At 71.4% G+C, this 22,231-nt stretch carries 14 protein-coding genes; 9 read left to right on the plus strand and 5 right to left on the minus strand.

The genetic code is table 11. From position 1 onward, the window contains the following. Positions 1-125 precede the first annotated feature (125 nt). The 3 genes from K8638_RS04720 (at position 126) to ptsP (ending at position 7,772) form a co-directional block, all read left to right on the plus strand. Entirely contained in the window at positions 126-2,162 is a 2,037-nt protein-coding gene (locus tag K8638_RS04720) for a membrane dipeptidase (protein ID WP_223753189.1), read from the plus strand. A gap of 147 nt (positions 2,163-2,309) precedes the next feature. Continuing rightward, complete coding sequence (locus K8638_RS04725) at positions 2,310-5,261, plus strand: DEAD/DEAH box helicase (protein ID WP_223753190.1); 2,952 nt, start codon at positions 2,310-2,312, stop codon at positions 5,259-5,261. Between the two features lie 9 nt (positions 5,262-5,270). Next, the gene (ptsP, locus tag K8638_RS04730; RefSeq protein ID WP_223753191.1) at positions 5,271-7,772 is read left to right on the plus strand and encodes a phosphoenolpyruvate--protein phosphotransferase; all 2,502 of its coding nucleotides are present in this window, start codon (positions 5,271-5,273) and stop codon (positions 7,770-7,772) included. Between the two features lie 211 nt (positions 7,773-7,983). Here the strand turns inward: ptsP and K8638_RS04735 are convergent, their stop codons facing one another. Then, positions 7,984-9,039 (minus strand): hypothetical protein, encoded by a 1,056-nt coding sequence (locus K8638_RS04735; RefSeq protein WP_223753192.1) that lies wholly within the window; start codon positions 9,037-9,039, stop codon positions 7,984-7,986. Positions 9,040-9,213: 174 nt separating this feature from the next. Between K8638_RS04735 and K8638_RS04740 the strand changes: the two genes are divergently transcribed. Continuing rightward, entirely contained in the window at positions 9,214-11,028 is a 1,815-nt protein-coding gene (locus tag K8638_RS04740) for a DUF885 family protein (protein WP_223753193.1), read from the plus strand. Between the two features lie 9 nt (positions 11,029-11,037). Here K8638_RS04740 and K8638_RS04745 read toward each other — a convergent pair whose 3' ends face one another. Next, positions 11,038-11,940, minus strand: a complete 903-nt coding sequence (locus K8638_RS04745; protein ID WP_223753194.1) for an alpha/beta fold hydrolase — start codon at positions 11,938-11,940, stop codon at positions 11,038-11,040. 242 nt (positions 11,941-12,182) lie between these two features. On the opposite strand from K8638_RS04745, the gene K8638_RS04750 reads away from it, so the two are divergent. The 4 genes from K8638_RS04750 to K8638_RS04765 all read left to right on the plus strand — a co-directional run bounded on the left by K8638_RS04750 (position 12,183) and on the right by K8638_RS04765 (position 16,047). After that, positions 12,183-12,983 carry a hypothetical protein gene (locus K8638_RS04750; RefSeq protein WP_223753195.1) on the plus strand — a complete coding sequence of 267 codons (801 nt, stop codon included), beginning with the start codon at positions 12,183-12,185 and terminating at the stop codon, positions 12,981-12,983. A gap of 77 nt (positions 12,984-13,060) precedes the next feature. Beyond that, on the plus strand, positions 13,061-14,290 hold the full coding sequence (locus K8638_RS04755; protein ID WP_223753196.1) for a PKD domain-containing protein: 1,230 nt from the start codon (positions 13,061-13,063) through the stop codon (positions 14,288-14,290). Between the two features lie 98 nt (positions 14,291-14,388). Next, a complete protein-coding gene (locus K8638_RS04760) occupies positions 14,389-15,555 on the plus strand; it encodes a hypothetical protein (protein WP_223753197.1) in 1,167 nt (388 codons plus the stop codon). Between the two features lie 30 nt (positions 15,556-15,585). Next, complete coding sequence (locus tag K8638_RS04765; protein WP_223753198.1) at positions 15,586-16,047, plus strand: YciI family protein; 462 nt, start codon at positions 15,586-15,588, stop codon at positions 16,045-16,047. Positions 16,048-16,067: 20 nt separating this feature from the next. Here K8638_RS04765 and K8638_RS04770 read toward each other — a convergent pair whose 3' ends face one another. After that, positions 16,068-16,484 carry a cupin domain-containing protein gene (locus K8638_RS04770; protein ID WP_223753199.1) on the minus strand — a complete coding sequence of 139 codons (417 nt, stop codon included), beginning with the start codon at positions 16,482-16,484 and terminating at the stop codon, positions 16,068-16,070. 69 nt (positions 16,485-16,553) lie between these two features. Continuing rightward, positions 16,554-16,865, minus strand: a complete 312-nt coding sequence (locus K8638_RS04775; protein WP_370643910.1) for a hypothetical protein — start codon at positions 16,863-16,865, stop codon at positions 16,554-16,556. A gap of 327 nt (positions 16,866-17,192) precedes the next feature. Here K8638_RS04775 and K8638_RS04780 point away from each other — a divergent pair, with 327 nt between their 5' ends. After that, positions 17,193-18,392: an AI-2E family transporter gene (locus tag K8638_RS04780; protein ID WP_223753201.1), complete on the plus strand. Its 1,200-nt coding sequence runs from the start codon at positions 17,193-17,195 to the stop codon at positions 18,390-18,392. A gap of 124 nt (positions 18,393-18,516) precedes the next feature. Here K8638_RS04780 and K8638_RS04785 read toward each other — a convergent pair whose 3' ends face one another. Continuing rightward, complete coding sequence (locus K8638_RS04785; protein ID WP_223753202.1) at positions 18,517-22,089, minus strand: endopeptidase; 3,573 nt, start codon at positions 22,087-22,089, stop codon at positions 18,517-18,519. Positions 22,090-22,231: the final 142 nt, after the last annotated feature.

The following is a 22,231-nucleotide window of genomic DNA, read 5'->3' on the forward strand; positions in this document are numbered from 1 at the left end:
CGGGTTGACGCAGTGCTTCCACGCGGCTGGGCATGATTTGCCCGTCTCGCATGTCTTTCCAGCGGCGCTTCCACTAAGAGAGTGGCTCCCATTCGTCTCTCGGAGTGAGAGAAGGGAGTCACGTCATGCCCGGGTATCACCGTCTGGCCCGCCCTGGAGTGCTGGCCGCGCTGTCCTTCACCCTTGGTCTGGGCTGCGGTCCCGTAGAAGAGGAACCGCCGCTTCCCGTTCCCGAGCCGTCCGCCGAAGCCTCGCAGGCGCTGGCGGTGCCGGGGTTCGCGGAGTTGCACCACCACATGTTCGCGGAGGAGGCCTTCGGCGGAGGCTGGTTCCACGGCAGTCACCTGGGCTCGTTGACGAGCTGTGACGGTGGCCTGCCGGAGAGCGACCACGCCCGCGTGCGCATGGACCTGAGCAACCTGCTCGACCTGTGTCCCAACTCCGGCGGGGTGGACCTGAGCGGCGTGCCCCTCCTGTCGCAGCTCTTCGGCATCGGCGGCGCGGTGGGCTCCGAGTTCATCGGCAAGATTGAGGGCACCGAGGGCGACACCGGCCTCCACCTGGGCCGCGCCACGGTGCACACGCAGTGGCCGCGCTGGGACACGATTGCGCACCAGCAGTCGTGGGAGGGCTGGCTGCGGCAGGCGCACCAGGGCGGCATGTCCCTGGTGATGGTGTCCCTGGTCAGCAACGAGTTCCTCTGCAAGGCGCTGCCGTACCAGAACCTCAAGCGCCCCTGTGACGAGATGGCGGACGTGGAGGTGCAGCTCCAGATGGCGCGCACCTTCGACGCGAACAACGACTGGGTGGAGATTGCCCTGTCGCCCTCGCACGCGCGCAACATCATCAACTCCGGCCGGCTGGCGATGGTGCTCTCCATCGAGGCGAGCAAGCTGTTCGGCACGAAGGACTGGCGCACGGAGCTGGACCGTCTCTACGCGCTGGGCGTGCGCTCGCTGCAGCCGGTGCACCAGCTCGACAACCGCTTCGGCGGCGCGGCGCTGCACAACCCCATCTTCCAGGCGGCGCAGTTCCTGGAGAACTGCTACGTCGACTACGACTGCGGCGTGACGACGGACTCCTTCACGCTGGGCTTCGACGTGTACCGGGACGCCGCCGGCAACTGCCGCAACACCAAGGGGCTCACCGCCGACGGCCGGGCGCTGCTGCAGGCGATGATGGCCCGGGGCATGCTCATCGACGTGGCCCACCTGTCCGAGAAGGGCCTGCACGAGGCCTACGCGCTGTCGCAGGCGAACGCGTACTACCCGCTGGTCATCTCCCACGGCCACTTCCGCGAGGTGATGAACCCGGAGCTGGCGGACGACGAGAAGACGACGCCGTCGTGGGCGGTGCGCTACCTGCGGCAGACGGGTGGCATCTTCGGCCTGCGCACCGCGCATGACGAGACGCGCGCCTATACGCGCTCCGGCGTCGCCAACAGCTGCCAGGGCTCCACCCGCTCGCTGGCGCAGGCGTACGAGTACGGGCGCCAGGGCCTCAAGGTGCCCATGGCCTTCGGCGCGGACCTCAACGGCTTCATCCAGCAGACGCGGCCGCGCTTCGGTGACCACGGCGCGTGCTCGGCGGGCTTCAAGGCCGAGGCGGACGCGCAGGCGCGGCAGCAGACGGTGGGAGGCCCCGCGCGCCTGGGCACGTCCTTCGACGAGTTCGGCCTCGCGCACGTGGGCCTGCTGCCGGACCTGCTGACGGACCTGGGCCGCGTGGGCGCGAACACCACCGCGCTGGCCGGCTCGTCGGAGACCTTCCTTCGCGTCTGGGAGCGCGCGGCGGGCCCGCGCTCGGGCATGGCGGACGCGGCGGCGGACATCGACACCAGCGGCGTTGCTCCGTACGTGTCCAAGGCCACCCGCGAGGCGCAGTACCCCGTGCTGTGTGGTGAGCACTACGCGCCGGACTCCAAGGTGGTGGGCCAGGAGTGCCGCTTCGACCAGGAGTGCATCAGCGACACGTGCACCGCGGACGGGTGCGACGCCGTGGGCGTCTGCGCCTGTGACTCGGATTCAGACTGCGCCACCGGCCAGTACTGCGGCTATGCCCTCAACGAGGGCAAGTGCCAGAACAAGAAGCCCAAGGGCGCGTCGTGCCTGTACGGGCGCGAGTGCCTGTCCGGCTCGTGCAGCTGGCTGTCCTGCCGCTGACGGTGAAGGACACACGGGTGGGCCCTGGCCCGTTTCCAGGGCCCACCCCCGCGCGCCCCGGCGTGTTCGCGGGGCGCCTGTCCGGCGGCGGAGCGCCCTCAACGGCATTGCGCGGCGCACCTCCGGGGCGTAGGGAAACAGCGCCCCATGTCAGCGACCGCGCAACTGCTCGAAGCCGTCCGGAAGGAAGCCAAGCCGGGAATCTGGTCCAACGGAGTCAATCTCGCCCGCTCTGGAGCCGTCGTCCTCCAGTCCCAGAAGGAGGGCGAGCTCGAGCTGCGGGTCCGGGCCAAGGGCCGCCCGGTTCCACTCACGGTCGTCCTCTACCCGAACGATGACGCCTGGGAGTGTGACTGCCCCAGCCAGGTGGACCCGTGCGAGCACGTGGTGGCGGCGGCCATCTCCCTCCAGCAGGCGGACAAGCAGGAGACGCCGCTGGAGATGGCGGCCACGCGCTGGTCGCGCGTCGTGTACCACTTCACCCGCGCGGATGGCGGGCTGGCGCTCCACCGGGCGCTCGCGCACGCGGACGGGAAGGAGGAGCCGCTGGAGGGCAGCCTCGCCTCGCTGGTGGCCCAGCCCGCGAAGGCCGCGACGTTGCAGGTGGAGCAGGCGGACCTCCTCGCGGACCGCATCCTGGAGCAGCGCCGCACGCGCGGCACGCTGGCCCCGGAGACGCTGGAGGCGGTGCTCAAGGTGCTGGAGAACGCGCGCAACGTCCTGCTCGACGGGCGCCCCGTGGCCGTGTCGGACGAGGTCGTCGTGCCCCGCGCGGTGGTGGAGGACCGGAGCGGGCAGCTCGTGGTGACGGTGACGAAGGACGCCCGCATCCAGGAGGTGGTGAGCCCGGGCGTCGCGCTGCTCGGTGACGCGCTGGCCCGCCTGGGCGAGACGGCGATGACGGGCGCGTGGCTTCAGAGCCTGCCCATCGTCCGCACCTACGCGCCCGAGCAGATGGGCGAGCTGTCCTCGAAGATTCTCCCCGAGCTGGCCCGCCGCATGCCGGTGGACATGCGCAGCAGGCGCCTGCCGCCGCTGGACCGCGAGCTGAAGCCGCGCATCCTGCTGGAGCTGAACCAGCTCGAGTCGGGCCTGTCCGTCCTGCCCACGCTCGTCTACGGCGCGCCGCCCACGGTGCGCATCGACAACGGCCGCATGACGTACCTGCGCGGCGCGGTGCCGCTGCGTGACGAGGCCGCCGAGCAGCGCCTCATCCACCAGCTCCGCGACGAGCTGAACCTCGTGCCCGGCCGCCGGCTGACGGTGCAGGGCCAGGAGATGGTGCGCTGGGCGGACAAGCTGCGGCGCTGGCGCGGCGACCTCGCCGGAGACGCGGCGGGCGTGGTGAGCCCGGACGTGAAGCTGCGGCCGTCGCTCCAGGTGCAGTCCGCCGTCACGGCGCAGGGCATCCCCGACGTGCGTTTCACGCTGGAGTTCCAGGTGGAGGGCGCCAAGGGCGAGGTGAAGTCCGTGGACGCGGCCGCCGTCATCCGCGCGTGGACGGAGGGGCTGGGGCTCGTGCCGCTGGATGGGGGCGGGTGGGCGCCGCTGCCCCGGGCGTGGCTGGACAAGCATGGCCAGCGCGTGGCGGACCTGCTGGCCGCACGGCAGGCGGATGGCAAGGTGTCCAACCACGCCCTGCCGGAGCTGTCGGCGCTGTGCGAGACGCTGGAGCAGCCGCCGCCTCCGGGGCTGGACCGGCTGGCGCCGCTCATCGCCGGCTTCGAGAAGCTGCCGCCCCCGGTGCTCCCGCCGGACCTCACCGCGACGCTGCGCCAGTACCAGCTCCAGGGCGTGAGCTGGCTGGGCTTCCTGCGCGGGGCGGGGCTGGGCGGAATCCTGGCCGACGACATGGGCCTCGGAAAGACGCTCCAGACGATTTGCGTGCTGGGGCCTCGCACGCTCGTGGTGTGTCCCACCAGCGTGCTGCCCAACTGGGCCGCGGAGCTGAAGCGCTTCCGCCCGTCGCTCAAGGTCTCCGTGTACCACGGGCCCGGCCGCGCGCTGGATTCGGCCGCCGACGTGACGCTCACCACGTACGCCATCCTCCGGCTGGACGCGGCCGTGCTCGGGGTGAACACCTGGGACGCCGTCGTCCTGGACGAGGCGCAGGCCATCAAGAACCCGGAGAGCCAGGTGGCGCGCGCGGCCTTCGGGCTCAAGGCCGGCTTCCGGCTGGCGCTGAGCGGCACCCCGCTGGAGAACCGGCTGGAGGAGCTCTGGAGCCTGATGCACTTCACCAACCCGGGCCTGCTCGGAGGGCGCAGGCACTTCGACGACAAGGTGGCCCGGCCCATCTCCGAGGGGCGGCCCGAGGCCGCGGAGGGGCTGCGCCGCCGCATCCGCCCGTTCGTCCTCCGGCGTCTCAAGCGCGACGTGGCGCCCGAGCTTCCGCCGCGCATCGAGAACGTCATGCACGTGCAGTTGGACGAGCGCGAGCGCAGCGTCTACGACGCGGTGATGGCGGCGACGCGGAAGGAAGTGGTCGCCCTGCTCAACGAGGGCGGCAGCGTGCTGAAGGCGCTGGAGGCGTTGCTCCGGCTGCGGCAGGCGGCGTGCCACCCGGCGCTCGTGCCGGGGCAGCGGGCCAACACGTCGTCGAAGGTGCAGACGCTGGTGGACGCGCTCGACACCGCGGTGTCGGAGGGCCACAAGGCGCTGGTGTTCTCGCAGTGGACGTCGCTGCTGGACCTCATCGAGCCGCACATGAAGCAGGCCGGCATCGCCTACGAGCGCCTGGACGGCACCACCGTCAACCGTGGCGAGGTCACCTCGCGCTTCCAGTCACCGGAGGGCGCGCCGGTGCTGTTGATGTCGCTCAAGGCCGGCGGCACGGGCCTCAACCTCACGGCGGCGGACCACGTGTTCCTGGTGGACCCGTGGTGGAACCCCGCCGCGGAGGCGCAGGCGGCGGACCGCGCCCACCGCATCGGGCAGGAGCGGACGGTGATGGTGTACCGGTTGGTGTCGCAGGGCACGGTGGAGGAGCGCATCCTGGGCCTCCAGGAGAAGAAGCGCGCCATCTTCGAGGCGGCCCTGAGCGAGGCGTCCGCCGCCACCGCCATCACCCGCGAGGACCTGCTCGAGCTGTTCTCCTGAGGAGCGTGAATGCTGACATTGACCCGGTCTCACGTCCGGTTGGGACAGGCCGCCGCGAGCAAGGCGGAGGCGATTCGAATCGTCGGACAGACGATGGTCGACGCCGGCTTCATCGAGCCCGGCTACGTCGACAGCATGCTCCGCCGTGAGAGCGTCTCCGCGACGTACCTCGGCAACGGCATCGCCATTCCCCATGGCACGCCCGACGCGCGCGACCAGGTGCGGGCGACCGGGGTGGTCGTCGTCCAGTTCCCGCGGGGCGTGGAGTGGAGCGGGGACGGCCACGCCCGCGTGGTGGTCGGCATCGCCGCCCGGTCGGATGAGCACCTCCAGGTGCTGGCCAACCTCACGGGCGTGCTCGGGGACGCGGTGAAGGCCGAGGCGCTGGCCCGGACGACGGACCCGGGTGACATCGTCGTCGCGCTCAACGGGGCCTCCGCCGCGCCGGAGCCCGCCGCGGCCGAGCCTCCTCCCGTCACGGGCCCCTTCATCCAGGTCACCTCTCCGGTGCCCCATGGCCTGCACGCGCGGCCGGCCACCGCGCTGGTCGAGGTCACCAAGCGCTTCCGCGCGGACATCACCGTCCTGCACGGGGGCCGGTCCGCGAACGGGAAGAGCCTGGTGACGCTCCTCTCGCTGGGCGCGGTGGGGGGCTCGACGCTGACCATCACCGCCACGGGCGAGGACGCGCGGGCGGCGCTGACCGCCATCCGCGCGGCCTTCGACGCGGGGCTGGACGAGGAGGTGGCGGCGCCCCCCGCTCCCGTGCCGGCTCCGAAGCCGGCCGTGCGGCTCGACTATGAGGGGCCGCTCGTGGCCGGCATCTCCGCCTCGCCCGGTATCGCCACGGGCCGCGTGTGGGCCTTCCAGCACGAGCGCCTGGTGGTGGCGGAGCGGGCGCTCGACCCGGCTCGCGAGCGCCACCGGCTGGACCAGGCGCTGGCCGGCGCCACCGCGGACCTCCACAACCTCCACCAGGAGTTCCTGAAGAAGGCCGGGGCCGCCCGGGCCGCCATCTTCAAGGCCCACCAGGAGTTGCTCGACGACCCGGACATGGTGGCCGAGGCGCACCGCCACGTGGAGACCGGGGCCAGCGCCGGCTGGGCGTGGCGCCGGGTCTACGAGGAGCGGGCCGAGGTGCTCGCGCGCCTTCCGGACCCGCTGCTCGCCGCGCGCGCGGGAGATTTGCGCGACGTGGGCCGGCGCGTGCTGCGCTTCCTGGCGGACGTGGTGGAGGGCGCGGCGACGCTGCCGGACCATCCCGTGGTGCTGCTGGCCGAGGACCTGGCGCCGTCCGACACCGCGAAGCTGGACCCGGCGATGGTGCTGGGGCTGTGCACCGCCGGAGGCGGGGCCACCTCACACACGGCCATCATCGCCCGCTCGCTGGACATCCCCGCCGTGGTCGCCGCGGGGCCGTCGGTGCTGGACGTGCCCAACGGGCAGGAGTGCATCCTCGACGGGGAGGCCGGCGTCCTCGTCGCCCGTCCCTCCGCGAGGGACCTGGAGCGGGCGGCCACCCGGCGCGAGCGCGTCCGCGGGCAGCGGGAGGCGGAGACGCTGGACCGCTACAAGCCGGCGATGACCCGCGACGGGCGCCGGGTGGAGGTGGCCGCGAACATCGGCTCCGCCAGCGACGCGGAGAAGGCGGTGAACGCGGGCGGCGAGGGCGTGGGGCTGATGCGCACGGAGTTCCTCTTCCTCCAGCGCGAGGACCCGCCGGGCGAGGAAGAGCAGTACGAGGCCTACCGGAAGATGGTCCGGGCCCTGAACGGACTGCCCATCATCCTCCGCACGCTGGACATCGGCGGCGACAAGCAGGTGCCCTACCTGTCGCTGCCGGCCGAGGCCAACCCGTTCCTCGGCGTGCGCGGCATCCGCCTGTGCTTCGAGCGGGAGGACCTGTTCCGCACGCAGCTCCGCGCCATCCTGCGCGCGTCGCTCGAAGGGCCGGTGCGCATCATGTACCCCATGGTGGCCACGGTCGCCGAGCTGCGCCGGGCGAGGGCCATCACCGAGGACGTGCGGCGCGAGGTGGGCGCGAAGCCGGTGGAGACGGGCATCATGATTGAGGTGCCCTCCGCGGTGATGCTGGCCGAGCAGCTCGCCCGGGAGGTGTCGTTCTTCTCCATCGGCACCAACGACCTCACGCAGTACACGCTGGCGATGGACCGCGAGCACCCCGTCCTGGCGCCGCAGGCGGACGGCGTGCACCCGGCCGTGCTTCGCATGGTGGAGCTCACGGTGCGGGGCGCGCGGAGCGCGGGCATCTGGGTGGGGGCCTGTGGCGGCGTCGCGGGAGACCCGGCGGGTGCCCTCACCCTCGCCGGGCTGGGCGTCACCGAGCTGAGCGTGGCCATCCCCACCATCCCCTCCATCAAGGCGCTGCTGCGGAGTGTCTCCATGGCGGACGCGGAGGCGCTCGCGCGCCGGGCGCTCGCCTGTGGCGACGCGGCGGAGGTGCGGGCCCTGGTGCGGGAGCTGCTGGCCAGGACAGGGGAGGGTGCATGACTCCGGCGAGGCCCGGCATCGTCACCGTCAGCCTGAACTCCGCCATCGACCACACGCTCGACTGTCCGGGCTTCACGGCGGGCGCCGTGAATCGCGCACGGCCGGCGGCAAGGCCATCAACGTCGCCGCGTTCCTCGCCGGAGTCATGCGCCCGCTGCCGGAGGAGCCGGTGCCGGGGAGCCCTTGAAGGCGCTCCCCACGCCAGGGCCCGTCAACGGGGCGCGCCGATGTTCTCCAGCATCTGGCGGTGCATCCGCTCGATGACGTCGTAGGCCGCGTTCTGCTGGCGCTGCAGGTCCGCGAGCCGCGCGTTGCGCTCCCGGTCGATGATGCTGCGCAGCTCCGGAGAGCCCGCGGCGCGCATGCGGGCGTCGTACTCCGCGTTGATGGCGCCCTGGCGCTGCCGGTACTGCGCCTCGGACCTCGCGTGCGCGTCCGAGGTGATGCGCGTGGCCTGCTGCGTGAGAGACGTGCGGTCGGTGCCCGTCAGGCGCTGGGCCTGGGCCATCATGTCCTCCAGCGGCACGTTGAGCTCGATGCCCGCGTTGGGGATGCTCGGGAGTCCCAGGATGTCGGTCGTGCTGAGCAGGTCCCTCTCGACGGTCAGCGTGCCGTCCGTGCCCCCCTTGATGGTGACCCCTCCCACGAAGGGGAGGTCGGCCGACATACGCCCGTTGATGGCGGTGCCCTGCCCCAGCAGGGGCGGGGCTCCCTCGAACCCGAACGCCACCGAGAGGGACGCCCCCGGGGTGGCCGGAGTGCTGACGCCCAGCGCGGCGCTCCAGGAAGGGCCTCCCGAGGGATAGGGGTAGACCTGGGCCGACAGGCTGCCGTTGACCACGGAGCCGTTGAGGTTGAAGCCAATCTCGATTTTGTTCAGCCGGCTCAACGGCAGCCCGAGAGCGGCCGCGGTGGAGGCCGCCTGGTCGACGACGGCCGTGCGGATGCGCTCGCGTGTCTCGGGGCTGATGGTCCCGGGGAACCGGTCGAGCGCCCGGTCCACCGCGGTCCCGATTTCCTGGCGGATACGTGCGTCGTCGGCGGCCGCGGGGCCCGAGACCGGCGTGGCGGCGGAGGCGGCGGGGGCGCCGGAGTACTGCGCGGCGAAGGCGCGCCCCCGCTCGGCCAGGGGCGTGTCGCCGAAGGCATCCGGTGCGCTGGCGGGCGCCTGCTCTGGCGCCGGAGCGGCCGGCGCGGGCGCGGAGGCCGGGGTGGGGGCGTCGATGCGAGGGAGCTGCGTCGGGCGGCTATCGATTCGAACACTCATGGCTGATGGGATTATCGCGCGGAATCCCGGAAAGTTGAGTCTTGACGCGCCGCATCCTCCCGATGACCGATGGCGCCGGTTCCATGTGTCCGGACGCTCTCGTGGGGAGGCCAGGTGTCCCGGACAGGACGCTCGGGCGGTGGATTCGTGCGGCGGACGATGCAAAGGAGGGCCATGCTCCGCGCCATCCTTCTGTTCGCCATGGGGTCCATCGCGATGCTGCCTGACACCGCCGAAGCCGGGAAGCCGGAGTCTCCCGCCGCCGCGCTGCACTCGCTCATCCAGCGCGAGTGGCAGTACCAGTTGGAGCACAGCCCGACGTACGCGTCCGTGGCGGGTGACCGCAGGTGGAACGGCCGCTGGGATGACCTGAGCCTCGAGGCCATCGAGGCGGACCATCAGCACAACCTCCAGGTCGTCGCGCGGTTGAAGAAGCTGGACCGGGCGAAGCTCTCCGTCGCGGACCAGCTCAACTACGACCTGTTCCTCCGCGACTACGCGCTGTGGGCCGAGGAGCACCGGTTCAAGGGGTACCTGCTCCCAGCGAACCACCTGGGCGGCATCCCCGAGGGAATCAAGCAGCCGCCGGGCGTCCAGACGGCGTACCAGCTCGCGGACACGCTGCGCTTCGAGAGTGTCCAGGACTACGAGGACTGGATAACCCGGCTGAAGGGGTTCGGCACGTACGTGGACCAGGTCATCGCGCTGATGCGCGAGGGCCTGCGTCAGGGCCGCGTCCACCCCCAGGCCATCCTGCGGCGGATGCCTTCCCAGGTGGAGAAGCAGCTCGTGGACGACCCCGCGAAGAGTGGCTTCCACGCCCCCTTCGGACGGTTCCCCGCCAGCATTCCCGCCGCCGAGCAGCAGCGGCTGGCCGCCGCGGGCCGCGCCGCCATCACCCAGGGCGTGCTGCCCGCGCTGAAGCGCTACCACCAGTTCCTCGTCGAGGAGTACGTCCCCCGGGGCCCGGAGCAGGTGGGCATCTGGCAGCTCCCGGAGGGCGCGGAGCTGTACGCCTTCCTCGCCCGCAAGTACACGACGACGCCGCTGACGCCGGACGAGATTCACGCGCTGGGGCTGTCCGAGGTGAAGCGCATCCGCGCGGAGATGGAGGCGGTGAAGTCGAAGACGGGCTTCCAGGGCTCGCTGGCGGAGTTCTTCCGCTTCCTGCGCGCGGACCCGCGCTTCTACTACCGCACCGGCGACGAGCTGCTGACGCGCTACCGCAGCCTCTCCAAGCGCATCGACCCGCTGCTGGTGCGGCTGTTCAAGACGCTGCCCCGGCAGCCGTACGGCGTGGAGCCGACCCCGGAGGCCATGGCCCCGGACGCGACGACGGGCTTCTACTACCCCGGCGCGCCGGACGGCTCGCGCCCCGGCACGTACCTGGTGAACCTCTACCGCCCGGAGACGCGGCCCCGGTGGGAGATGGTCCCCCTCACGCTGCACGAGGCGGTGCCCGGCCACCACCTCCAGACGTCGCTGGCCGCGGAGCAGACCGGCATCCCCGACTTCCGGCGCTTCGGCTACCACGTGGCCTACGGCGAGGGCTGGGCGCTGTACTGCGAGACGCTGGGCGATGAGCTGGGGCTGTACGAAGACCCGTACGACAAGTTCGGCCAGCTCGCGTACGACATGTGGCGCGCCGTCCGGCTGGTGGTGGACACGGGCATGCACGCGAAGCGGTGGACGCGCCAGCAGGCGCTCGACTTCTTCATGGAGAACTCGCCGCGCCAGGAGCTGGACACCACCAACGAGATTGACCGCTACATCGCGTGGCCGGGACAGGCGCTGGCCTACAAGATTGGCCAGCTCAAGATTCGCGAGCTGCGCACGCGCGCCGAGCAGGAGCTGGGCTCCCGCTTCGACGTCCGCGAGTTCCACGACGCGGTGCTGCTCGACGGCTCCCTGCCGCTGGACGTGCTGGAGACGAAGCTCCAGGCGTGGGTGGCCGCGAGGAAGGCCGCGCCCGGAGCGCGGGCCCCCTGAGCCGCCAGACTAGCCGCAGCGCACCACGAAGCTGGCGAGCTCCTGGTTGAAGCGCGTCGTGTCCTCGGAGAAGGGCGAGTGTCCCACGTCCGGGTAGAGGGACAGCTCCGCGCCCGGCACCCGTGAGGCGATGTGCCGGCTGGTGGCAGGCAGCACCACCGGGTCCGCCAGTCCGTGGGTGATGAGCACGGGGACCTTCAGGGCTGGCAGCACGTCGTCGCCGTCCTCCACCCGCTGGCCGATGCCCACGCGCACATGGAGGGGAACCCGGGTGTTGTAGGCGACCATCTCCTCCCGCCGGTCCTCCGTCATGGGCTGGTGGGAGAGGAGGCTCACGAAGGCCGCGAGCGCGCGGAGGCCCCCGTCGCCGTCCTGGCCGAGGAGCCGGGGGATGAGCTGGAGGAACCCGGGCCCGAAGTCCGCGAAGAACTCCGGCCGGCCCACGCGCGTGAGCGCGCCGACGAAGTGCACGCCGGCCACCCGCGCATCTCCGAAGTGGCGCAGGTAGTCCGTGACGACCACGCCCCCGTAGGACCAGCCCGCCAGCACCGGGCGGTGGAGGCGCAGGGTGGTCATCACGGAGTCCACGTCTCCGGCCCACTGGCGGCTGTCGGCATAGGCCCCCTCGGGCTTGTCCGAGTCACCATGGCCGCGCAGGTCCATCGCCACGAGGCGGAAGTCCCGCGCCAGCTCGCTCTGGAGCTGGTACCACCAGGCCTGGTGTGACTGGCAGAAGCCGTGGACGAAGAGCACGGCCGGGCCCTCGGGGTTGCCGGTCTCCACCACGTTCAGGTCCACCCCTCCGGCGCCCTTCACGGTGTGCCGTCGCACGGGGTGGGGCTCGGCGAGCTCACAGGAGGGCACGAGCGCGGTGGTGACGAGGGACGGCTTCGGGGCGGAGGAGGGCGTCATGGCGGCACCTGTCGGAGCGATGAAGAGGCGCGCGCATCGAGGGCCCGCCCTGCTTCCTCATACGCACCCACCGGACGTTCCTGGCTGCCGGCGCCGAGGTCATCCAGCCGGGAAGGCCAGAAGGCCCGCTGGGCCTCGAGCCAGGACGCGGCCTCGTCGAACGGCTCCGGGTTGAAGGACAGGATTGGACGCGATGTGAGGTAGCTTCGGGGCTCTCTCGACGTCTCCCCCGGAGCGCCTGCGTGAACCCCGGTATCCGAACCGCCGTCATGTCGCTGGGTCTCGTCCTCTCGCTGTCGGCCACCGCGGCCCGGGCCGAGGGCTTGTCCTTCATCCCCTACGGAGACAACTGCTGGGGCACCGGCACGGACGCGGACCAGGACGGCCTCAGCGACGACTGCGAGTACCAGGTCGCGCTGGCCTTCATGCCCATGCTCTGGTTCGACAGCGGCGAGAGCGGCTACGGGCGGCGGCCGTACTTCGCGGTGAAGAGCCACAGCTTCTCCACCCGCACGCTGCGCATCTTCTACCTGGACACCTTCTTCGAGGACACCGGCGTCACCACCGGCCACGACGGCGACCCCGAGTTCCAGCTCTTCGAGGTGCACTACTCGGCGGGCAGCTGGTACCTCGACTGGGCCTACCTGTCCGCGCACCGGAAGAGCGCGTGTGACTCGTCGGCCTGGTACTCGTACGAGCAGCTCGAGTACGACCTGAGCGACTCACGCAACGCGTACCGGGGTTGGCCCACGCTCTACGTCGCCGAGGACAAACACGCGACCTACAACAACCTGACCACCTGCGACCGGGGCTGCTTCCTCCAGGACTACTGCAGCCGTTATGCGGCCCAGTACCTGGACACGAGCAGCCGGCTGAGCTCTCGCAACGTCGGCTCCACGGCCGTGCCATTGATCAACCAGGTCCTCCTCAACGGGAAGACCGAGCGGTTGCTCGATGACGTCGACTTCAAGGGCTGGGATGATCAGTGGTATCGGCCCAACTCCCAGGGCTACCGGCGGCACCTCAACGACTTCGGTTTCTAAGCCTCATGCTTTCTGATGCTCCCCCGGGCCGCCGTCACAGGGTCCGCGTTCGTACACTCCTCGCGCTGTCCGCCGGCATGGTGCTGCTGGTTCTCGGCGGGGCCATGGTGGTCCCCGAGGAGGACGCGGCGCCGCCCCGGCCCACCAGCCTGGGCACCGTCGTGGCGACGAGCCAGCACGCGTCGGAGGCGGCTTCGGAGCTGGAATCGGTGGCGCTCATGGAGCGCTCGCCCATGGCCTCCGAGCCCGTTCCTCCGGAGGCCTCCGGTGAGGCGCTCTCCGCCGCCCTGAACGAGGAGCGGGTCCTGCTGGAGCCCCGTGCCGTCATCGAGGGCATCGACGCGAACCGCCCATGGGTGTGTACGGGCGAGCCGATGATTCTGTCCGCTCGCGTGGGAGGGGCTCTGGAGCCCGACGCGGTGCGGCGCTGGGTGTGGCCGGGCTTCGAGGGAGGAGCGGAGCTCCAGCCCGGCTCCCGGCTCCAGTGGCGTGCGCCCCCCACGCCGGGCCGGTACTTCGTGCGCTTCCAGGTGTGCAGGGACCTGGGGGGCCGGCGCGTGGGCGTGCTGGCGGAGCAGGTCGTCCTCATCGATGTGCGCTCGTGCGGCAGGGGCGAGGGGCAGGAGGCGGACTCGCTCCGTGTCGAGGTCTCCCAGCGGGGACAGGGGGAGTTCGTCTTCCGCGCGGTGTCGGCGGGAGCAGGGCCCCTCTCCGCGTACACGTGGGACTTCGGTGATGGGAGTTCGGCCGCGACCACCGGGCCCCTGGTCTCACATACCTACGACACGCGGGCGCTGGGCGCGGGGGACATCCGTGGCTTCACGGTGGGGCTGCTGGCGCTGAGCAGCAAGGGAGAGTCGCTGGCCGCCACGGCCTCCGTGCTGGTCCGGGGACAGCCGCCTCCGGACACACCGCCCCTGGCCTCGCTGGAGGTTGCCCGGGGGCAGGAGGCCGCTGGTGGCGAAGGCTGGCGGAGCGAGGTGAAGGTCCAGGTCCCGGAGGGAAGTGCCGTCACGTGGGAGCACGTCGAGCGCGTCACCCTGCGCTGGGATGACCAGGTGGAGGCCGCCACCCACGCGTGGCGCGAGGTCATCACGGTGGAGGAGGAACTGGAGCGCGGTGGCTTCCGGGGGCACGTCACCGTGCGCGCGTCCGAGGTGTCGCCGGAGGTCAAGCAGGTGGTGGACACGCTCCACGGGCGCGACGCGACGGGCCGGGAGGTGGTCCTGTCGTGGGCCTCCTTCAAGCGGAGGGCCATGCCGGTGGCGGCCGGTACTCCGGACCGGCCGCCGCCCAAGTACCCGTAGCGCTCGGGGCTCCGTGCCGTTCCCATTCCCTCGCGGGCGTGGAGGGGCGAGGATGGGGCCATGTCGTGTGATGGTGAACTCCACCCCGTGAGTGGCTGATGGTGGCCCCATCCTCGGACACCTACCGGGCGAGGCTGGAGGGACGCGCGGAGCTGCTGGAGGCCGCTCGGCTCCGTTACCGGGAGCTGCTGGACACCCTGCGCGCGCCGAACTGGGAAGAGCGGGTGCGCGCGAGGGCGGGGGGCTTGCGAGACGTGGGCGCGGAGCAGGAGCGCGTGGACGCGGCGCTCGCCATGGCCCTGCGACGCGCGCGGGCGGAGGGCTGGCCCGAGTCGTCGTCCACCGTGCGCATGCTCCACGAGACGCAGGCCCTGCGCGATGCGTGCTTTCTCACCGCTGCCCGGCGGCTTGGGGCCGGAGTGGAGGGCGCGAGCCCCACCGGGCTGCTCCGGGCGCTGGAGGACCACGCGCGGTGCGCGCCTCGCGAGGTGGTCCCGGCGCGGAGGTGGTCCGTGGCCGTCGAGGTGCTGCCCGATGACCTGCCCGCGCTGCGGGACGTCTCCACGTTCGGCACGCTGCTGCGAGACCTCTTCGCCGAGCCCCGAGACTTCGCCGGGCCGCCGCCGCTTCGGGATGATGACCTCGCGGTGCTGCGGCGGCAGTGGCCGGTGGGGGAGGCGGCGCTCTCCGTGTGCTGGGCGCGGCTCGCGGGTGTCGACCCGGCGGGAGGTGTCGAGGCGGAGGTGCGCAAGCGCGCGGGGCGTGAATCGCACCACGCGCCGCACGACGGACCCGAGCACCTCGCACGGGCCGAGTACTGGTTCCAGACGGCACGGGCATGGCTCGACTCGCTCGTCCGCGAGCGCCTGGAGAACTTCCAGCCCACGCCCGCCGAGTGGCCGGACGTGTCGTTCTGGCTCTGCGCGCGCGAGCGGTCGCCCGACGCGCGGCTGGGTGCCTCGAACGCCGTGCCGGAGGTCCGGGCCGGACTCTTCGAGCTGGCTTATGAGCTGTGGGAGGCGCTCCACCCCGAGCGTTTCGAAGCCGAGCGCTGGCCGGAGCATCGGTGGATGCGAATGGTGGAGAGCGCCCGCCGCGCGGCACCGGCGTCCCTGAGCCCGGAAGCGTCGAGGGTGCGCGGGGTCCTGCGCACGTTCATCGTGTCCCGCTCGGTGGGGACGTCGATGGCGCGGGGCTGGTGGGAGCCTGACTCACTGGAGGGACTGGTGCTGCGGGCCTGGGAGGCCGCTCGCGTGGACGCCTGAGGCCCCGGACGCGCGTGTTAAGCAGGCGCGATGCGAACCGCTCTCCTCATTCCCCTCGTACTCACGCTCGTCACCGGCTGTGCCACCGGCCGGAGCGCCGCCGGCCCCCAGCCCGAGCCGGAGAAGAAGTTCTCCATGCGCACCTATTACATGGCCTTCCTGCGGCGCGGGCCGGCGTGGACGAAGGAGCGCACGCCGGAGGCCGTCGAGGCCGGCAAGGGGCACATGGCCAACATCGAGCGGCTGGCGAAGTGCGGGAAGCTGGTCATCGCCGGCCCCTTCGACGTGCCGGCCGACGCACCGCCGGACGCCCTCGCCGGCATCTTCATCTTCGACGTCGCCACGCGTGAGGAGGCGCTCGCCCTCACGGCCCAGGACCCGGCCGTGAAGGCCGGCCGCTTCACCATCGAAGTGCTGCCCTGGTACGGCCCCACCGGCCTCACCTATGAAGGACACATTCCTCCCGAGCCCGGCCTGTCCTGCACGCCGTAGCAGCCGAGCGGAGCGCCGGCTCAGTGAATGCCGGGAGCCACCTCCTCGGTGACTCCGGGCCGCGTGCCCGCCTCCTCGCGGCGCGCGTACTGGGACATGCCCTCGAAGTCCACCAGGGTGCAGGGTTCATCACCCACGACCCAGGCATCATGGCCGGGCGGGATGATGGCCATGTCCCCCGGCCCCAGCTCGCCCCGGGTGCCGTCGTCCATGGCGATGGCCAGCCGGCCGGAGACGACGAAGCAGGTGTGGGCGACCTGGCAGCTGTCCGTGCCAGCGATGGGCCGGATATCTTCCGACCACTTCCAGCCCGGCTCGAAGACGCCCAGCCCCGTGGTGCGTCCGCCCTCGAAATTCAGGATGTCGGCATGTCCGTGCGCGACGAAAGGACGGCGCTCGTCCGGTGTCGAGAAGTGCTTGATGATGAGTTGGCTCATGGCGCGTTCCTCCGCGGTTGTCCCTGTCTTCCAGTGGAAGCTAGGGGCGCGCGCGAGCCCGGGCAGCGCTCAGGCGAGGAACTCCAGGTTCATGGACAGCCCGGCCTCGAACTCCGGCGCCTGCCGGAGCTGCTCCAGCACGCCCTGCGTGCAGTGCAGCGTCACCAGGGGCAGGGCGCCCGGCTCGCTGATCCACCGCACCGCGCTCATCAGGCGGCGTGCCTGCAGGAAGCCCAGCACCGCGTCGCGGAAGCGCCGGCCCTCTTCGCCCCCGGAGGCATGGAGCCGCGGGCGCTCGGGGGCAGGCGGGGAAACGGCCGCCCGGCTGCCCCGTGAACGCCGCGACAGCGACCGGGTCGGCCGGGGATTCTCTCGGGGCATGACGATGGCCTCAATCCACATCGCGTCATCCTCCGCGCACCACGTCGTGCAACGTTCCTTGAAGATTATCGGACAGGTCGCGTCCCGGTTTCTTGGAACCGTTGTCGCCCTGGAGGGTGGGGTCGCGTCACCTCAATGGCACGGGTGGGCCGAAAGGCCCCCGTTCGCCAACCCGGAAGGGGGGCGCCCGGACAGGTGCTCGCCCGTCTGCCTGCTCTTCCCCCAAGTCGCCTGAACGCCAGGGCTGACGGGCGCTTGCCGAAAACCGGCGCGGGCGCACCCGGGGAGCGCCTGCCACGCGGCCCGCCACTTCCTACCTTGAGGGACATGAAGGCCACGCGTCGGCAGCTCCCGGTCTATGTACCCCCGCGCACGGTGTGGGCCGTGGGGCTGCAGGTCCTGCTGCTCGGCCTGTGCTGGCTGGCCATCCGGCAGTTGTATCCCGTGCTCACGCTGCTGGCCGTGGTGGTGCTGGTATCCATCGCGCTGGACCCGCTGGTGCGCCGGCTGGAGCGCTGGGGGCTGAAGCGCGGGCTGGGCGTGGCCGTCGTGGCCTTGCTGCTGCTGGGGGTGATGGCCCTGCTGGTGGGCACGCTGGTGCCCATGCTGGTGCAGCAGCTCCAGTCCCTGGTGCAGTCCCTGCCCGGGCGGCTGCAGGCGCTCTCGGAGGCGGAGTGGGTGAGGGACTTGAGCAGGCGCTACGACGTCCAGCTCAGGACGGAGGACCTGCTGGCCCGCTTCGAGCCGGCGGACCTCGCGGGCCGCGCCATCGACGTCCTGTCCTCCACGCTGGGGTTGGTGGCGACGGGCATCACCGTCGTGGCCCTCACCGTCTTCACGCTCCTCTTCGGCGCGGACCTCTACGAGAGCATCCTCCAGTGGGTGTCCCCGCGCCGCAGGCCGCGCGTGCGCCTGCTGGTGTCGCGGATGCGCGAGGCGGTGGGCAACTACCTGGCGGGCACCCTGCTGGTGATGACCATCGGCGGCACGGTGGCCGCCACCGTGGCGCTCATCCAGGGCGTGCCGTACTTCCTGGCGCTCGGGCTGGTGGTGATGCTGCTGGGAATCATCCCCTACATCGGCAGCGTCATCAGCGCGGTGCTGGTGGCGTTCACCACGCTCGCCACCCTGGGCCTCAAGCCCGCGCTCATCGCGCTGGTGGTGTTCATGGTGTACCAGCAGATTGAGTCCAACGTGCTCGGGCCCATCATCCAGCGGCGCGCCATCCGGATGAACCCGCTGCTCATCTCCATCGTGGTGCTCTTCGGAGGCGCGCTGGCGGGACTGTCCGGCGTCGTGCTCGCCGTGCCGCTGGCGGCGGCGGCGCAGGTGCTCGTCCAGGAGGTGCTCCGCTACCGCCACGAGGGGTACAAGGAGGCGCACCGGCGCGAGCAGGCGCGGCGCGAGACGGGCCGGGGCGCGGTGGAGGAGGGGCTCCTGTTCGCCGGGCCCATGGAGGAGCCCCGGCCGTCCGTGCCGGAGCGGCCCGAGCACGCCGAGCCCCCGGAGCGGAACGAGCCCCACTGAGGTCCGCGGCCCGCGAAGAAGCGAAGGGCCCCCGGAGCGCTTCCCGGGAGCCCTTCGTCTATTCAGGTGTCACACCGGACAGGCCCACCCCGGCTCGGGGCCGGGGCGGGAGACCGGCGGGACGTCAGCGGTCCGCGGGAGCGGAGCGGCCCTGCGCGCTGCTCTTCTTGCCCGAGGGCGAGGCCGCCACCGTCGAACCGACGCCGAACACCAGGTCGTCGCGGTCGTTGTAGCTGCCGGAGGTGCAGGCGCTGGCCGTGCCGCCGTAGCGGAACTGCGCGCGGATGGCGTGCGTGCCCGCCGTGGCGCCCAGGGTGAAGGTGTGCGTGAACACCCGGGCCGCGCCACCGCCGGTGCAGGCCTGGTTCGTGGTCAGCGCCGTCCAGGTCGGCGTCGCCGCGTTGGTCGTGTAGTACAGGTCGAACTGGTCCGACGTGCCCCAGCACCAGGCCGTCACTTCCACCGTCACCTGCTTGCCCACCGCGAAGGGCCCGTTGTCCACCGTCTTGATGACCACCCGGTCGATGCTCTCGTCGGAGTGGTACGTGCCGGAGTTTCCGTCCGCGCACGAGTCGGCGATGGTGTTGGGCTGGTTGGGCTCGTTGCCGCCGGACAGCGTGCCGCGGCCGTTGACCAGCGTGGTGCCGGTGTCGCAGCCGCACACCGTGCCGCAGGCCGGGGCCTGGCGGGTGGTGTCGAACGCGGCGGCGACCGGCGTGCAGATGTTGGTGGTGGTGAAGCTGTTCGTCGCGCTGTAGGCGCTGGTGCCGCAGCTATCCGCGGCGCGGGCCCGCCAGTAGTACACGGTGGAGCTGGACAGGGCCGGCGACACCGTCCACGTGCTCGCGGCCAGCGTGGTGTTGGAGCGCACCACGTTGGTGAAGGCGGAGTCGGTGGCGACCTGCACCTCGTAGCGGGCGGCGCCCGTCACGTCGTTCCAGTCGAGCACCGCGGAGGTGCCGATGCCCGTGGCGCCGTTGGCCGGGGAGACCAGCGTGGGGGCGGCCAGGGTGATGCAGCCGCGCGTGGTGTAGCTGAACGTGGAGGACCACGCGCCCACGCCGCCGCACGAGTTCTTCGCGCGCACGCGCCAGTAGTAGGTGGCGTTGGTGTTGAGCGCCGGGGACACCGTCCAGTTGCTGCTCACGAGCGTGGTGGCGGTGGCCACGACGTTGGTGAAGGCGGAGTCGGAGGCCACCTGCACCTCGTACGTGGAGGCACCCGACACGTCGGCCCAGTCCAGCGCGGCGGCCGGCTCCACGCCGGTGGCGCCGTTGGCGGGCGTGGACAGCGAGGCGACGCCCGGCGCCGTGCAGCTCGGCGTGGCGCAGCTGCAGGTGCTGGCGCGGCCGTAGCAGGCGTTCGAGGAGGCCGGGACGATGGAGTAGCAGTACTGACGGCCGTTGGCGACCTCGGTGTCGGTGTAGCTGGTGCCGGTGACGGTGGCGACCTTGGCCTTGCCGAAGTCACAGCCGGCGAAGCCCTCGGTCTTCATCACCCAGTACTCGGAGGCGCCCGCGGAGGCCGTCCAGCTCAGGGCCACCTGGCCGTCACCCGGGGTGGCGGTGTGGGTGGGGGCGGCGGTGGGGCCACCGGAGCAGCCCGAGTTGACGGGAGCCGGCGTGCTGCACGCGATGTTGTGGCGGTTGTAGGCGGCGTAGATGGCCGTCATGTGCGGCGTGCCGTCGTTCAGGTTGCCGTTGTCGTCGTCCGCGGCCAGCCACTGCATGTAGCCGTTGGTGGCGCCACAGCCGTCGGAGGTGCCGGCGGTGCAGTTACAGCCGTGCCACGTGCCGATGTTGCCGCTACCCTGGTAGAAGACCTTGTTGCCGACGATGAAGGCGGTGTTGGAGTCGTAGTTGAACGGCGCCGCCCTCAGGTCACGCGTGACGAGGTCCCAGGCGGCCTGGCGCGCGGGAGACGCGGCGCAGTGCACCTGGCGGCCGCAGGGGCCGGTGCTGGAGCTGCACATGGGGCACACGAAGTTCTGCGGCGTGGCCGGGGTGTTGGGGACGCTGGCCGCCCAGTCCGCGTCGCGAACGCCGGAGCACTTCGTGTTGCACCACGACTGGCCGGTGACCTGGGACTCCTGCTGGTTGTAGCCGGAGCCGTCCGGCGTCTGGCCGCAGCCGCGGTTGCTGGTGTGGAAGAAGCCGTAGCCCACGCACGAGGTCTGCAGGCGGTAGATGGCGGCGATGTCCGCGTAGCCCTCGGAGGAGTTGGACAGCGTGCCGTTGGCGTCGAAGTCGTCGATGCCGTGGCCCCACTCGTGGTCGAACACGGCGCCAATCTCACCGGTGTTCCGGCAGCCACCGCCGCTGCGGTAGAAGTTGACGGAGGAGCCGTTCCAGAAGGCGTTGCAGGTGCTGTTGATGTTGACGTTGGAGACGAGCTGGCCCTGGAGCCAGGTGTTGGTGGGGAGCCAGCCGCGGGCCTGCTCGGCCAGCTTGTTCAGCTCGTAGAAGCTGGAGCGCGAGGCGGAGGTGTTGCCCGGGGAGGAGCCGGGGGGCACGGTGCAGTCATGCTGGCCGTTGGTGCCGCCCATGTCGATGTTGCCCGTGGTGGAGCTCTCGCTGATGGCGCCGCAGCTGTCCGACACGCGGACGTACTTGCCGGCCAGGGTGGTGGTGGCGGTGCCGGACGTGAAGTTGTAGATGCCGGCGCCGTCGGTGAAGTTGTTGGGGGACGCCACGCCCGTGTTGGCCCACGGCATGGGCGTGTTGGGCTGCATGGTGCCGCAGACGGTGTTGTCGGCGCAGGTCTCGATGTTGGTGGACGGGTAGACGCCGCCCTTGATCTGCGCGTCGAAGTAGTGGTTGTCGTCCTCGATGGCGAGCACCTCGCCGGAGTGGGCGTCCACCGTCACCTTCCAGCGCTGGTGGGCGTCCGGGTCCTGGAAGCCGTAGGCGTAGACGAGCTGGTGCTCGTAGCCGGTACCGACGGCGCCGCTGAAGGCCTCACCCTGGCGGGCGACGGGGGCGACCTCGAGCGTGGGCTGCTGCCAGAGCACCTGCGGGGAGGTGTTCAGGCCGACGAAGCCGTTGCCGGCCACGAGCGCGTCGGCGGGGGCGAGCGTGGGGCGGGTGTCGATGCCCACGTTGGCCCAGGCCTCGGTGCCCAGGAGGATGAGGTTGCCGTGGCTGATGGTGGCGGCCAGGCGGCCGTGGCGCACGGCGACGCCGTTGATCTGCTGCGGGATGTGGACCTGCCACAGGTGCTCGGCCACCTGGGTGACGCGGGGCGAGCCCAGCTGCATCAGGTCGATGTTGAACGCGGCCTGGTTGTCCGCGATGAACTTGAGGACGAGGTCCTCGACGACGGACGCGTCCACGTCCGCGACGGAGCGGCCGATGGACTCGCGCACCTGGTCGAGGGTGACCTTGTTGTTGAAGCCGTCACCGGGGATGAGGGGAATCGAGCCCTGCACGGCGGTGGGAGCGCCGGTGCGCGGGTCGATATAGACGTGGAAGTCCTTCCCGTTGCGGGCGAAGAAGTCATCCCACGCGTCGGCGCTGAGCGAGTTCATGCTCCGGCGCGCGGTGTCCAGCGGGACGTTCTGGATGGGGAGGTACAGCTCGGGCTTGAAGAAAGCCTTGTCTGCGACGGCGCTCTGCCCGGCCTCGGGTGGCTGGAACGCCCAGCTCACTCCTGCCACGAGCAGGGCAAGACATGCTGCTGACACCTTGGTGTGGCGCATGCGGTTCTCCTCGACGGGGGCCCGCGGGGTTACGGACCCGGGGTGGCTCCAAGACCGGAGCCCGCACACGCAATTAGCGACACTGACACAAATTGAGAATCCGGGTAATTCCCAGGGAGACCATTGAAAGCAGATCCTCAAG

The organism is Myxococcus sp. RHSTA-1-4, assembly GCF_020037125.1.
GTDB lineage: Bacteria > Myxococcota > Myxococcia > Myxococcales > Myxococcaceae > Myxococcus.

What these genes read in the sequence shown, in the direction of transcription:
- K8638_RS04720 (WP_223753189.1), top strand. Translation starts at nt 126, where the DNA reads ATGCCCGGGTATCACCGTCTGGCCCGCCCTGGAGTGCTGGCCGCGCTG.
- K8638_RS04725 (WP_223753190.1), top strand. Translation starts at nt 2,310, where the DNA reads ATGTCAGCGACCGCGCAACTGCTCGAAGCCGTCCGGAAGGAAGCCAAG.
- ptsP (WP_223753191.1), top strand. Translation starts at nt 5,271, where the DNA reads ATGCTGACATTGACCCGGTCTCACGTCCGGTTGGGACAGGCCGCCGCG.
- K8638_RS04735 (WP_223753192.1), bottom strand. Translation starts at nt 9,039, where the DNA reads ATGAGTGTTCGAATCGATAGCCGCCCGACGCAGCTCCCTCGCATCGAC.
- K8638_RS04740 (WP_223753193.1), top strand. Translation starts at nt 9,214, where the DNA reads ATGCTCCGCGCCATCCTTCTGTTCGCCATGGGGTCCATCGCGATGCTG.
- K8638_RS04745 (WP_223753194.1), bottom strand. Translation starts at nt 11,940, where the DNA reads ATGACGCCCTCCTCCGCCCCGAAGCCGTCCCTCGTCACCACCGCGCTC.
- K8638_RS04755 (WP_223753196.1), top strand. Translation starts at nt 13,061, where the DNA reads ATGGTGCTGCTGGTTCTCGGCGGGGCCATGGTGGTCCCCGAGGAGGAC.
- K8638_RS04760 (WP_223753197.1), top strand. Translation starts at nt 14,389, where the DNA reads ATGGTGGCCCCATCCTCGGACACCTACCGGGCGAGGCTGGAGGGACGC.
- K8638_RS04765 (WP_223753198.1), top strand. Translation starts at nt 15,586, where the DNA reads ATGCGAACCGCTCTCCTCATTCCCCTCGTACTCACGCTCGTCACCGGC.
- K8638_RS04770 (WP_223753199.1), bottom strand. Translation starts at nt 16,484, where the DNA reads ATGAGCCAACTCATCATCAAGCACTTCTCGACACCGGACGAGCGCCGT.
- K8638_RS04775 (WP_370643910.1), bottom strand. Translation starts at nt 16,865, where the DNA reads ATGCCCCGAGAGAATCCCCGGCCGACCCGGTCGCTGTCGCGGCGTTCA.
- K8638_RS04780 (WP_223753201.1), top strand. Translation starts at nt 17,193, where the DNA reads ATGAAGGCCACGCGTCGGCAGCTCCCGGTCTATGTACCCCCGCGCACG.
- K8638_RS04785 (WP_223753202.1), bottom strand. Translation starts at nt 22,089, where the DNA reads ATGCGCCACACCAAGGTGTCAGCAGCATGTCTTGCCCTGCTCGTGGCA.